Source organism: Stenotrophomonas sp. FR024 (genome assembly GCF_047500745.2).
In the GTDB taxonomy this organism is placed as follows: Bacteria; Pseudomonadota; Gammaproteobacteria; order Xanthomonadales; family Xanthomonadaceae; genus Stenotrophomonas; species Stenotrophomonas maltophilia_A.
The window spans coordinates 103141-115425 of the sequence record NZ_JAXAXM020000010.1 but is presented as its reverse complement, the minus strand read 5'-3'; the positions used below and the strand labels follow the sequence as shown (position 1 = coordinate 115425).

Genomic DNA, 12285 nt, shown 5'->3' with positions numbered 1-12285 from the left:
GTTCTTCACGTCAGGGTAGGCGTTCCTGCGGGGTCTCCCGCGCCAGCCGGAGTACAGGCCATGACGGTCGCCAAGGTCATCGAAATCACCGCCTCCTCGCCGAAGAGCGTGGAGGACGCCGTGCGCAGCGGTCTGAAGAAGGTCTCCGAGACGGTCAAGGGCATCCAGGGCGCCTGGGTGAACGAGACCAAGGTGGTCACCAATGGCAGCGGCGAAATCACCGAATGGCGGGTCAACCTGCGTGTAACCTTCCTGGTGGAATAGGCGCGCTCAGCGTACGTCCTGCACCTGGCGCTGGCCGTCCAGCACCACCACGTGGTCGGCCAGGGCGGGCAGGGCGCGCAGTGCCTGCCGGCTGACCCGCTCGTAGTACTGCACAAAGCGTTCCAGCTGAGGCCGGCTCATGCCGTGCCGGCCCGGCTGCGCGGCCTGCAGGTTCTGCTCCTGCTGCCAGCGCCAGCGTGGTACCACCGAGAAATCCGGCGGCTGCAGGAACCACAGGCGGTCGCAGCGCTGCCACAACGCCGGGTAGTCGCGGGCCAGCGCCTGGTTGCACCAGCGGCGCCAACGGCCATCGGCGTCGGCCTCGCGCTCCAGTGCGTTCAGCGGGCTGTCCAGTGCGTTGTCATCCTGCGCCGGTGTGCCGAGGAACCAGCCTTCGAACACCAGCAGGTCCAATGGCTGCTGCAGCTGCGGCCACTGAGCCTCGGGCAGGCGTTCATCGGCCAGCTTGTCGAATCGTGGCATCGCGAAGGGCTGGCGTGCGGCCACCGCGTCCAGCACGGCGTGGGCCAGCGGCAGGTCGTGGGTGCCGGGCGGCCCGCGGGTGATCAGCAGCGGATGCACCTGGCGGGCCAGTCGCTGTCGCTGCACGCGGGTGAGGTAGACGTCATCGATCGACAGCGTGGCCGCGTTCAGGCCGCGTGCCTGGGCGCGCGCCACCACCTGCGCGGCCAGCGTCGATTTGCCGCTCCCCTGCAGGCCGCTGATCGCCAATACTGAAACCGCTGCGCCGCTGCCCAGCGCATCATCCAGCGCCTGTTCGGCCAATGTTTCGGGGAATCCTTTCACCTGGGGCATATACGCAGCAGCGGCCATGCAGCCACAATAGCCCAATCCGTGTGAGAAGAACGCAATCATGAGCGACCTGTACGCCGAAGCCCTGTCCACGTTTGCCGGCCTGTTCGACGAGGCCAAGCAGAGCCGCGAGGTCGAGCCGAATGCGATGACCGTGGCCACCGCCGATACGCAGGGCCGTCCCTCGGCGCGTACCGTGCTGCTGAAGGCCTTCGACGAGCGTGGCTTCGTCTTCTATACCCACCTGGACAGCCACAAGGGCCAGGAGCTGCAGGCCAATCCGCAGGCCGCGCTGCTGTTCCTGTGGCGCAGCCTGCGCGAGGCCGGCATCCAGGTGCGCATCGAAGGCCGTGTCGAGCAGGTTGCCGATGCCGAGGCCGACGCCTATTTCGCCAGCCGCCCGCGCATGAGCCAGATCGGCGCCTGGGCCTCGCAGCAGTCGAAGACGCTGGCGACGCGCGAGGAATTCGACGCGCGCGTGGCCGAGATCGAAGCCCGCTTCGAGGGCAAGGACGTGCCGCGCCCGGAGGGCTGGAGCGGCCTGCGCGTGGTGCCTGACCGCATCGAGTTCTGGTACGGCGCGCAGTTCCGCCTGCACGAACGCTGGTGCTATGAAGCTGGTGCCGAAGGGCGCTGGAGCAAGCGCCTGCTGTATCCGTAAGGCAACCTGATGCAACGCCTGCCGCTGTACCGTGTGGTGGTGTTCGTGCCGTCGGCAGCACTGGATGCAGTGAAGCAGGGCATCCTCGCGGTGGACGCGCTGGCGGCCGGCGACTACGAGCACGGGATGTGGTGGTCGGCGCCGGGGTTCGAGCAGTTCCGCCCGCGCGTGGGTGCGTCGCCCGTGCAGGGTGAGGCGGGCCGCACCGAAGTGGTCGACAGCGTGCGCCTGGAATTCTGCCTGCCTCGGAATCCGCAGCGGCTGCAGCGCATCTTCGAACAGGGCATCGTGCCGCATCACCCGTGGCAGGTGCCGGTGGTGCAGGTGGAGGAAATCGAGCTGCTGCTGGCCAGGTAGATCCACGCCATGCGTGGATGAGATGCTTGACGGAAGAGCGGTGCGAACCAAGGTTCGCACCCACCAGGCAACGAGTGGTTACAACCCCTCCGCGCGCAGCCAGCGCCATAGCGTGGTGCGTGAGACGCCCAGCGCCTGCGCCATCCCCTCGCGATCATTGCGGTGTTCCTGCAACAGCGTTTCCAACTGCGCACGCGGTGGGCGCTTGCCGTTGCTTTCCACCGGCAATGCTGCAATGCCCTCATTCACAAGTTCGGGCGCCAGCTGCAGCAGGCGCGCCGCATCGATCAGCCCTTCGCCCGGCTGCCAGTGGATGCGCAGACGATCCACCAGATTGCGCAGTTCGCGCACGTTGCCTGGCCACCTGGCGGCGGTCAGTATCGCCAGCGCATCCTCATCCAGGGGGGCATCGATGCCGCGCAGCTGGCGGAAGAAGTGCTGTGCCAGCAAGGGGATATCCGCGCGCCGCGCACGCAGCGGCGGAAGGGCGATGCGCAGCGCGGCCAGGCGGTAATACAGGTCGCGCCGGAAGCTGCCGGCTGCCGCGCGCTGTTCCAGCGACTGCAGGGTGGCGGCCACCACGCGCAGGTCCACCGGGGTCGGTTCGGTGGCGCCGACACGCAGTACCTCGCGTTCTTCCAGCACGCGCAGCAGGCGGGTCTGCAGCGGTAGCGGCAGTTCGCCGATCTCATCCAGGAACAGCGTACCGCCGTCTGCGGCTTCGACCAGGCCGACACGGCCGCCACGGCGTGCGCCGGTGAAGGCGCCGTCGCTGTAACCGAACAGTTCCGCCTCCAGCAGCGATTCGCTGATCGCGCCGCAGTTCAGTGCCACGAAGCGTCCACGGCGGCCGCTGGCGGCGTGCAGCTGCCGCGCGACCAGTTCCTTGCCGGTGCCGGTTTCGCCGCTGACCAGCACGGTGCTGTCATGTGGGGCGTAGAGCGCGATCTGCGCGCGCACCCGCGCCATCGCGTCGCTGTCGCCGAGCAGTTCATGCGCATCGGCACGCGCTGCCGGGCGCCGGCGTGGGCTAGGCCGATTGCCACTGGAACGTGCCAGGGTCTGGGTCAGTTCCAGCGCATGTTCGAACGCCTGCCGCACCGAGTCGGCCGAATACAGCAGCACGCCGGGCAGGCCGGCCTGTTCGGCGTGGTCGATGGCCATCCCGGTGCCGACGATCACTTCGATGCCGTTGGCGCGCAGATCGGCGATGCAGTCGCGCGCGTCCTCGCGGGTGACGAAACGGCGATGCTCGATATCCAGGCCGAAACTCTGCTGGAAGTTGCTGAACACCGGCACGTCGCTGGCGTGGGTGACCAGGCCGATGCGGCTGGCGATGCGGCGGGCACGGGCCAGTGCTTCCATCAGGTCGAAGCCGTTGGCCTGGATCGGCACCAGTGGCAGCTCCAACCGGCCGCGCAGCCAGGCGGCGTTGGAGCCGCCGGCAATCACCACATCGCAATGCTCGCGGCGCAGGCGCTGGCCGATCACCTCCACCGCTTCCTCGAAGCCGAGGTTGATCTGTTCGATGCGCGCGCGGCGGTCGAACTCGGGAATGACGTCGCCGAGCAGGCCGGTCAGCCGCGAGACGCTGACCGTCCAGATCACCGGGCGGCCGGGGTCGGCATCGGCATGGCGCAGGGGCGAGCGGGGCAGGTACATGGCGGCGGGTTCAGACGGGGTATTTCATGATACATCTGTTTCAATGTTTCATTTGTTTCGCGGTTGCGTGTCGGTCATCCCCGTGAAATCAATCGCTTGCAGCTTGGCATGGTGCTTGCGCCTACCCATCCGTTCTTCAACCTGGATTGCCGCATGACCGCTTCCGCCCCTTTCTCCGCCGGTGCCCGCTTCCGTGAGGCGCTGGCTGCCGAATCGCCGCTGCAGGTGATCGGCGCGATCAACGCCAACCACGCCCTGCTGGCCAAGCGCGCCGGCTTCCGTGCCATCTACCTGTCGGGCGGCGGCGTTGCCGCGGGCTCGCTGGGCCTGCCGGACCTGGGCATCAATACCCTGGAAGACGTGCTGGTGGACGTGCGCCGCATCACCGATGTCTGCGATCTGCCGCTGATGGTCGACATCGACACCGGCTTTGGCCCGAGCGCGTTCAACATCGCGCGCACCGTGAAATCGCTGATCAAGGCCAGCGCGGCCGCCTGCCACATCGAGGACCAGGTCGGCGCCAAGCGTTGCGGTCACCGCCCGGGCAAGGAGATCGTCTCGCAGGGTGAAATGGTCGACCGGGTGAAGGCGGCCGCCGATGCCAAGACCGATCCGGACTTCTTCCTGATCGCGCGCACCGACGCCATCCAGGTGGACGGCGTGGACAAGGCTATCGAGCGCGCCATCGCCTGTGTCGAGGCCGGTGCCGATGGCATCTTCGCCGAGGCTGCCTACGACCTGGACACCTACCGCCGCTTCGTCGACGCGGTGAAGGTGCCGGTGCTGGCCAACATCACCGAATTCGGCGCCACCCCGCTGTTCAGCCGCGATGAACTGGCCTCGGCAGGCGTCGCGATCCAGCTGTTCCCGCTGTCGGCGTTCCGTGCCGCCAACAAGGCCGCCGAGAACGTCTACCAGGCGGTGCGCCGCGATGGCCACCAGCGCAACGTGGTGGACACCATGCAGACCCGCGAAGAACTCTACGACCGCATCGGCTACCACGCGTTCGAGCAACAGCTCGATGCACTGTTCGCCGCCAAGAAATAAGCAGTACCCTGCACCATCAAGTTTTCGGAGGGAAACATGAACGATACGACCGCAACCCCGACCTTCAAGCCGAAGAAGTCCGTCGCCCTGTCCGGCACCGCCGCCGGCAACACCGCGCTGTGCAGCGTGGGCCGTAGTGGCAACGATCTGCACTACCGTGGCTACGACATCCTGGACCTGGCCAACACCAGCGAGTTCGAGGAAATCGCCTACCTGCTGGTGCACGGCAAGCTGCCGACCCGCGCCGAGCTGGTTTCGTACAAGGCCAAGCTGAAGTCGCTGCGCGGCATTCCGGCAGCAGTGAAGGCGGCGCTGGAAGAACTGCCGCCGTCGGCACACCCGATGGACGTGATGCGCACCGGCGTGTCCGTGCTCGGCTGCGTGGCGCCGGAGAAGGACGACCACAACCATCCGGGCGCGCGCGACATCGCCGACAAGCTGATGGCCTGCCTCGGTTCGATGCTGCTGTACTGGTACCACTGGAGCCACAACGGCCGCGCCATCGACGTGGAAACCGACGATGACTCGATCGGTGGCCACTTCCTGCACCTGCTGCACGGCGAGAAGCCGCAGGAATCGTGGGTGAAGGCGATGCACACCTCGCTGATCCTGTACGCCGAGCACGAGTTCAACGCCTCGACCTTCACCTGCCGCGTCATCGCCGGTACCGGCAGCGACATGTACAGCGCGATCTGCGGTGGCATCGGCGCGCTGCGCGGCCCGAAGCACGGCGGCGCCAACGAAGTGGCGTTCGAAGTGCAGAAGCGCTACGACAACCCGGATGAAGCTGAGGAAGACATCAAGGCTCGCGTCGAGCGCAAGGAAGTGGTGATCGGTTTCGGCCACCCGGTCTACACCGTCTCCGATCCGCGCAACAAGGTGATCAAGGACGTGGCCCGCGAGCTGTCCGAAGAACAGTCCAGCATGAAGATGTACGACATCGCCGAGCGCCTGGAATCGGTGATGTGGGACATCAAGAAGATGTTCCCGAACCTGGACTGGTTCAGTGCCGTCAGCTACCACATGATGGGCGTGCCGACCGCGATGTTCACCCCGCTGTTCGTGATCGCCCGCACCGCCGGCTGGAGCGCGCACATCGTCGAGCAGCGCATCGACGGCAAGATCATCCGCCCGAGCGCCAACTACATCGGTCCGGAAGACCGCGACTTCGTCGCCATCGACAAGCGCGTCTGATCCCCCTGCTGTACCCATCCGGCCGGCCCCGTGCCGGCCGGATGCTTTCGCCGCCGCACCGCCGGCACCCGGCCCGCCTCAAGCACTCCGCCAGCCCATGAATACCGATTACCGCAAGAACCTCCCCGGCAGCACGCTGGACTATTTCGACGCGCGCGCCGCTGTCGATGCGATCCAGCCTGGCGCCTATGCCACCCTGCCGTACACCTCGCGCGTGCTGGCCGAGAACCTGGTGCGTCGCTGCGATCCGGCCACGCTCAGCGATTCGCTGAAGCAGCTGATCGAGCGCCGCCGCGACCTCGACTTCCCGTGGTTCCCGGCGCGCGTGGTCTGCCACGACATCCTCGGCCAGACCGCGCTGGTGGACCTGGCCGGCCTGCGCGATGCGATCGCTGACAAGGGTGGCGACCCGGCCAAGGTGAATCCGGTGGTGCCGGTGCAGCTGATCGTCGATCACTCGCTGGCGGTGGAGTGCGGTGGTTTCGATCCGCAGGCGTTCGAGAAGAACCGCGCCATCGAAGATCGCCGCAACGAAGACCGTTTCCACTTCATCGACTGGACCAAGCTGGCCTTCGAGAACGTGGACGTGATTCCGCCGGGCAACGGCATCATGCACCAGATCAACCTGGAGAAGATGTCGCCGGTGGTCTACGTGCAGGACGGCGTCGCCTTCCCGGACACCTGCGTGGGCACCGACAGCCACACCCCGCACGTGGACGCGCTGGGCGTGATCGCGATCGGCGTGGGCGGCCTGGAAGCGGAGAACGTGATGCTGGGCCGCGCCTCATGGATGCGCCTGCCGGACATCATCGGCGTCGAGCTGACCGGCAAGCCGCAGCCCGGCATCACTGCGACCGACGTGGTGCTGGCATTGACCGAGTTCCTGCGCAAGGAACGCGTGGTGGGCGCCTGGCTTGAATTCTTCGGCGAGGGTGCCGCGGCACTGACCATCGGTGACCGCGCCACCATTTCCAACATGTGCCCGGAGTACGGCGCGACCGCCGCGATGTTCTACATCGACGGGCAGACCATCGATTACCTGCGCCTGACCGGCCGCGAGGAATCGCAGGTGGCGCTGGTGGAGAACTACGCCCGTACCACCGGCCTCTGGGCCGATGACCTGGCCACCGCACAATACGAGCGCGTGCTGCGCTTCGATCTGTCGACCGTGGTGCGCAACATGGCCGGGCCGAGCAATCCGCATCGCCGCCTGCCGGTGGCCGAACTGGCCGAGCGCGGCATCGCCGACGAAGCCAAGCTGGAAGCGGGCAAGGCCGAGCAGGCGCAGGGGCTGATGCCCGACGGCGCGGTGATCATCGCCGCCATCACCAGCTGCACCAATACGTCCAATCCGCGCAACGTGATCGCCGCCGCACTGCTGGCGCGCAAGGCCAACGAGCGTGGCCTGCTGCGCAAGCCGTGGGTGAAGTCGTCGCTGGCGCCGGGTTCGAAGGCGGTGCAGCTGTACCTGGAAGAGGCCGGCCTGCTGCCGGACTTGGAAAAGCTCGGCTTCGGCATCGTCGCCTTCGCCTGCACCACCTGCAACGGCATGAGTGGCGCGCTGGACCCGAAGATCCAGCAGGAAATCATCGACCGCGACCTGTATTCCACCGCCGTGTTGTCGGGCAACCGCAACTTCGATGGCCGCATCCACCCGTATGCGAAGCAGGCCTTCCTGGCTTCGCCGCCGCTGGTGATCGCCTATGCCATCGCCGGCACCGTGCGCTTCGATATCGAGAAGGACGTGCTGGGCGTGGACACCGACGGCAACGAGGTGCGCCTGAAGGACATCTGGCCGAGCGACGCCGAGATCGACGCGGTGGTGAAGGCCTCGGTGAAGCCGGAGCAGTTCCGCCGCGTCTACAACCCGATGTTCAACGTGCGCGTGGAGCACGGTGCGGCGGTCAGCCCGCTGTACGACTGGCGCCCGCAGAGCACCTACATCCGTCGTCCGCCGTACTGGGAAGGCGCGCTGGCCGGTGAGCGTACGCTGTCTGGCATGCGCGCATTGGCGGTGCTGCCGGACAACATCACCACCGACCACCTGTCGCCGTCCAACGCGATCCTGGCGTCCAGTGCCGCCGGTGAGTACCTGGCGAAGATGGGCCTGCCGGAAGAGGACTTCAATTCCTACGCGACCCACCGCGGTGACCACCTGACCGCGCAGCGCGCTACGTTCGCCAATCCGAAGCTGTTCAACGAGATGGTGCGCAACGACGATGGCAGCGTGAAGCAGGGCTCGCTGGCGCGCGTGGAGCCGGAAGGCAAGGTGATGCGCATGTGGGAAGCGATCGAGACCTACATGGACCGCAAGCAGCCGCTGATCATCATCGCCGGTGCCGACTACGGCCAGGGCAGCTCGCGTGACTGGGCCGCCAAGGGCGTGCGCCTGGCCGGCGTGGAAGCGATCGCGGCCGAAGGCTTCGAACGGATTCACCGTACCAACCTGATCGGCATGGGCGTGCTGCCGCTGGAGTTCAAGCCGGGCACCACCCGCCTGACCCTGGGTATCGATGGCACCGAGACCTTCGACGTGATCGGTGAGCGCACCCCGCGTGCCGAGCTGACCCTGGTCATCCATCGCCGCGACGGCCAGGACGTCACGGTGCCGGTTACCTGCCGCTTGGACAGCGATGAGGAAGTGGCGATCTACGAAGCCGGCGGCGTGCTGCAGCGCTTCGCCCAGGACTTCCTGGAAGGCGCCAGGGTGGCGTGATAGCCGACTGAATGCCTGCCCCCGGAGGCCCGGGGGCGGGCTTGTCCGACTCGAGGGTGGGGCGCACACTGACTTGGCAAAAACTGCCAATGGAGAGTCTCATGGCCACCATGAACATTTCGCTGACCGACCCGCTCAAGCAGTTCGTGGACGAGGAAGTGCGCGAAGGCGGCTACTCCAGCACGTCGGATTATGTGCGTGATCTGATCCGCCAGCGCCAGCGCAGCAAGGCCGAAGAACTGCTCAAGCAGCTGATTGCCGAAGGGCTGGCTTCCGGGCCTGGCGTCCCGGTGACAGCCGACACATTTGAGCGTATGCGTCGCGAACTGACCGAAAGGATGGAGCGTGAAGGCGATTGAATGGAGGCCCAGGGCCGAAGCCGACGCAGCCGATGCCGCGCTATGGTTCGCACGGCAGGGGGGGGCTGGTGCTGGGTCGGCGCTTTCTCGCCGAGTTGGAGGCCACGCTTCAACGTATTGCGATGTTCCCTGCGTCAGGTTCCGTCCGCCATGCCGACCTCGCCGCACAGTTGCCGGCACTCTTGCGCTTCATGCAGGTTCCGGGCGTTGAACGCTATCTCGTCTACTACCTCGATCTGCCGGACCGCGTGGACGTCATGCGGGTGTGGTGCGTTGATCGTGGCCTTGACGCACTGATGCAAGACATTTCCTGAAATCCAAACGCTTGGATCCGACGATGAATTTTCTTCCGCAACTCCGAATTCCCGCCACCTACATGCGCGGCGGCACCAGCAAGGGCGTGTTCTTCCGCCTGCAGGACCTGCCCGAGGCCGCGCAGGTGCCGGGCGCCGCGCGTGACGCGCTGCTGATGCGCGTGATCGGTTCGCCCGATCCGTATGGCAAGCAGACCGATGGCATGGGGGGCGCCACCTCCAGCACCAGCAAGTGCGTGATCATCTCCACTGCCTCTGTGCCGGATCACGATGTCAACTATCTGTACGGTCAGGTGGCGATCGACACCGCCTTCGTCGATTGGAGCGGCAACTGCGGCAATCTCAGCACTGCGGTGGGTCCGTTCGCAATCGCCAACGGACTGATCGATCCGACCCGGGTACCGCGTGACGGCCTGTGCACCGTACGCATCTGGCAGGCCAACATCGGCAAGACCATCATCGCCCACGTGCCGATGCGCGATGGCGAAGTGCAGGAGATCGGCGATTTCGAGCTGGACGGCGTGACCTTCCCGGCGGCCGAGATCCAGCTGGAATTCATCGATCCGTCCGATGACGGCGATGCGGGCGCGATGTTCCCGACCGGCAATCTGGTCGATACCCTGGAAGTGCCCGGCGTGGGTAGCTTCGAGGTGACGATGATCACCGCCGGCATCCCGACCATCTTTCTCAACGCCGTCGACCTGGGCTACAGCGGCACCGAGCTGCAGCCGGCGATCAACGAAGACAAGGCCGCGCTGCAGAAGTTCGAGGCCATCCGCGCCTACGGCGCCTTGCGCATGGGGCTGATCAAGAGCCTGGAAGACGCGGCGACCCGCCAGCACACGCCGAAGGTGGCCTTCGTGGCGCCGGCACAGGACTACGTTTCGTCCAGCGGCAAGGCCATTCCGGCGTCGGCGATCGACCTGCATGCGCGTGCGCTGTCGATGGGCAAGCTGCACCACGCGATGATGGGAACTGCCGCCGTGGCGATCGGCACCGCAGCAGCGATTCCAGGCACCCTGGTCAATCGTGCGGCGGGTGGTGGCGAGCGGGAGGCGGTGACCTTCGGTCATCCCTCCGGCACGCTGCGCGTGGGCGCGCAGGCCGGCCTCGTTGACGGCCAGTGGACGGTGACCAAGGCCATCATGAGCCGCAGCGCCCGTGTGCTGATGGAAGGCAAGGTGCGGGTGCCGGCCGAGTAACCAGCCGGTCGGCGCTGGCATCACATGCTTCGGTAGATGCCAACCTTGGTTGGCATGGCATTGGCACCGCCCGGGCAATGTCCAGCGCCAACCAAGGTTGGCGACTACCGGGATGCGCGGCCTGACCTGCTTTTCTGAAGAGGAGATCGACGATGTCCGACAGCCACACCCCATCCAACGAGCGTGCAGCGTGGGATGCGCTGCTGGTGGACATCGTCGATTACGTGCGCGACGCACGCATCGACTCACCGCTGGCGTTCCAGACCGCGCACCACTGCCTGCTCGATACGCTTGGGTGCGGACTGGAGGCACTTTCTTTCCCGGCCTGCAGCAAGCTGCTCGGTCCACTGGTGCCGGGCATCAGCGTGGTCAACGGCGCGCGCGTGCCGGGCACGCACTACGTGCTGGACCCGGTGCAGGCCGCCTTCAACCTCGGCGCAATGGTGCGTTGGCTGGATTTCAACGACACCTGGCTGGCGGCCGAATGGGGCCATCCGTCGGACAACCTGGGCGGCATCCTTGCCGTCTGCGATTGGCTGGGGCGCAACGCGCAGGCCCTGCGTCGTCCGCCGCCGACCGTGCACGATGTGCTGCTGGCGATGATCAAGGCGCACGAGATCCAGGGCGTGCTGGCGCTGCAGAACTCCTTCAACCGGGTGGGGCTCGACCACGTGGTGCTGGTCAAGGTGGCCACCACTGCCGTGGTCGCCCAACTTCTCGGGCTGGACCGCGAGCGCATGCTCAATGCGCTGTCGCTGGTCTGGGTCGATGGCCAAGCGCTGCGCACCTACCGGCACGCTCCCAACACCGGCACGCGCAAGAGCTGGGCGGCCGGCGATGCGACCAGTCGTGGCGTGCGCCTGGCCTTGATGGCGGCCAGTGGTGAGATGGGCTATCCCAGCGTGCTCAGCGCGCCAACCTGGGGCTTCGAGGCCGTGTCCATGCGCGGTCAGGCACTGACGCTGGGGCGACCGTTGGGCAGCTATGTGATGGAGAACGTGCTGTTCAAGATCAGCTACCCGGCCGAGTTCCACGGCCAGACCGCAGTGGAGGCCGCGGTCATGCTGCACCAGCAGTTGCGTGCGATGGGGCGGCGGGTCGAGGACATCGCGCACATTGCGATCCGGACCCAGGAAGCCTGCATCCGCATCATCGACAAGCAGGGCCCACTGCATAACCCGGCCGACCGCGACCACTGCGTGCAGTACATGGTCGCCATCGCGCTGCTGCACGGGCGGTTGACGGCCGAGGATTACGAGGACGACGTTGCCGCCGACCCGCGAATCGACGCACTGCGCGCGAAGATGACCTGCCATGAAGACCCGCAGCTCAGCGCCGATTACCTGGACCCGGAAAAGCGCAGCATCGCCAACGGCCTGAGCGTGCGCTTCACCGATGGCACCGAGCTGCCCGAGGTACTGGTGGAATACCCGCTGGGCCACGCGCGCCGACGTGAGGAGGGCATTCCACTGCTGATGGACAAATTCCGCCGGCACCTGGCCCACCGCTTCCCGACCAGCCAGCAGCAGCGCATCCTGGCCGCATCGCTGGACCCGGTGGCCCTGGCGGCAATGCCGGTGACCGACTACGTGGACCTGTACCTGCCGGTGTAGCAACGCTTTGGTGGATCTGACACCACGCCTGCTCGCCGGGCACGTGGCTGCACCTGCTTTGGTAGGTGCCAACCTTGGTTGGC

At 66.5% G+C, this 12285-nt stretch carries 12 protein-coding genes; 10 read left to right on the top strand and 2 right to left on the bottom strand.

The genetic code is table 11. The annotated features are described in order from the left end of the window. Positions 1-60 precede the first annotated feature (60 nt). Entirely contained in the window at positions 61-264 is a 204-nt protein-coding gene (locus ACMZ91_RS12805; RefSeq protein ID WP_005410663.1) for a dodecin family protein, read from the top strand. A 6-nt stretch (positions 265-270) separates the two neighbouring features. Here ACMZ91_RS12805 and ACMZ91_RS12800 read toward each other — a convergent pair whose 3' ends face one another. Next, positions 271-1098, bottom strand: a complete 828-nt coding sequence (locus ACMZ91_RS12800; RefSeq protein WP_414577075.1) for a kinase — start codon at positions 1096-1098, stop codon at positions 271-273. A gap of 40 nt (positions 1099-1138) precedes the next feature. On the opposite strand from ACMZ91_RS12800, the gene pdxH reads away from it, so the two are divergent. Next, positions 1139-1738, top strand: a complete 600-nt coding sequence (gene pdxH / locus ACMZ91_RS12795; RefSeq protein ID WP_277778660.1) for a pyridoxamine 5'-phosphate oxidase — start codon at positions 1139-1141, stop codon at positions 1736-1738. 9 nt (positions 1739-1747) lie between these two features. Beyond that, complete coding sequence (locus ACMZ91_RS12790; RefSeq protein WP_125895329.1) at positions 1748-2095, top strand: YqfO family protein; 348 nt, start codon at positions 1748-1750, stop codon at positions 2093-2095. 78 nt (positions 2096-2173) lie between these two features. On the opposite strand, the gene prpR is transcribed toward ACMZ91_RS12790, so the two are convergent. After that, positions 2174-3757: a propionate catabolism operon regulatory protein PrpR gene (gene prpR, locus ACMZ91_RS12785; RefSeq protein WP_277778662.1), complete on the bottom strand. Its 1584-nt coding sequence runs from the start codon at positions 3755-3757 to the stop codon at positions 2174-2176. Positions 3758-3910: 153 nt separating this feature from the next. Between prpR and prpB the strand changes: the two genes are divergently transcribed. From prpB to ACMZ91_RS12750, 7 genes are all read left to right on the top strand, one after another. Beyond that, positions 3911-4804, top strand: coding sequence for a methylisocitrate lyase (prpB, locus tag ACMZ91_RS12780; protein ID WP_277778663.1), 894 nt, complete (start codon positions 3911-3913; stop codon positions 4802-4804). 36 nt (positions 4805-4840) lie between these two features. Then, positions 4841-5998, top strand: a complete 1158-nt coding sequence (prpC, locus tag ACMZ91_RS12775; RefSeq protein ID WP_014038133.1) for a bifunctional 2-methylcitrate synthase/citrate synthase — start codon at positions 4841-4843, stop codon at positions 5996-5998. Positions 5999-6095: 97 nt separating this feature from the next. Then, a complete protein-coding gene (acnD, locus tag ACMZ91_RS12770; protein ID WP_414577079.1) occupies positions 6096-8714 on the top strand; it encodes a Fe/S-dependent 2-methylisocitrate dehydratase AcnD in 2619 nt (872 codons plus the stop codon). A gap of 101 nt (positions 8715-8815) precedes the next feature. Next, positions 8816-9073, top strand: a complete 258-nt coding sequence (locus ACMZ91_RS12765; RefSeq protein ID WP_019338677.1) for a type II toxin-antitoxin system ParD family antitoxin — start codon at positions 8816-8818, stop codon at positions 9071-9073. A 32-nt stretch (positions 9074-9105) separates the two neighbouring features. Next, complete coding sequence (locus tag ACMZ91_RS12760; protein WP_414577081.1) at positions 9106-9387, top strand: type II toxin-antitoxin system RelE/ParE family toxin; 282 nt, start codon at positions 9106-9108, stop codon at positions 9385-9387. A gap of 23 nt (positions 9388-9410) precedes the next feature. Next, positions 9411-10589: a 2-methylaconitate cis-trans isomerase PrpF gene (gene prpF / locus ACMZ91_RS12755; protein ID WP_414577083.1), complete on the top strand. Its 1179-nt coding sequence runs from the start codon at positions 9411-9413 to the stop codon at positions 10587-10589. Between the two features lie 152 nt (positions 10590-10741). After that, positions 10742-12202: a bifunctional 2-methylcitrate dehydratase/aconitate hydratase gene (locus tag ACMZ91_RS12750; protein WP_414577085.1), complete on the top strand. Its 1461-nt coding sequence runs from the start codon at positions 10742-10744 to the stop codon at positions 12200-12202. The last annotated feature ends 83 nt before the right edge of the window (positions 12203-12285 follow it).

Bases quoted from the DNA above. Each gene is read 5' to 3' on its own strand.
- ACMZ91_RS12805 (WP_005410663.1), top strand. From the start codon at position 61: ATGACGGTCGCCAAGGTCATCGAAATCACCGCCTCCTCGCCGAAGAGC.
- prpC (WP_014038133.1), top strand. From the start codon at position 4,841: ATGAACGATACGACCGCAACCCCGACCTTCAAGCCGAAGAAGTCCGTC.
- ACMZ91_RS12765 (WP_019338677.1), top strand. From the start codon at position 8,816: ATGGCCACCATGAACATTTCGCTGACCGACCCGCTCAAGCAGTTCGTG.
- pdxH (WP_277778660.1), top strand. From the start codon at position 1,139: ATGAGCGACCTGTACGCCGAAGCCCTGTCCACGTTTGCCGGCCTGTTC.
- ACMZ91_RS12760 (WP_414577081.1), top strand. From the start codon at position 9,106: ATGCCGCGCTATGGTTCGCACGGCAGGGGGGGGCTGGTGCTGGGTCGG.
- prpR (WP_277778662.1), bottom strand. From the start codon at position 3,757: ATGTACCTGCCCCGCTCGCCCCTGCGCCATGCCGATGCCGACCCCGGC.
- acnD (WP_414577079.1), top strand. From the start codon at position 6,096: ATGAATACCGATTACCGCAAGAACCTCCCCGGCAGCACGCTGGACTAT.
- prpF (WP_414577083.1), top strand. From the start codon at position 9,411: ATGAATTTTCTTCCGCAACTCCGAATTCCCGCCACCTACATGCGCGGC.
- ACMZ91_RS12790 (WP_125895329.1), top strand. From the start codon at position 1,748: ATGCAACGCCTGCCGCTGTACCGTGTGGTGGTGTTCGTGCCGTCGGCA.
- ACMZ91_RS12750 (WP_414577085.1), top strand. From the start codon at position 10,742: ATGTCCGACAGCCACACCCCATCCAACGAGCGTGCAGCGTGGGATGCG.
- prpB (WP_277778663.1), top strand. From the start codon at position 3,911: ATGACCGCTTCCGCCCCTTTCTCCGCCGGTGCCCGCTTCCGTGAGGCG.
- ACMZ91_RS12800 (WP_414577075.1), bottom strand. From the start codon at position 1,098: ATGGCCGCTGCTGCGTATATGCCCCAGGTGAAAGGATTCCCCGAAACA.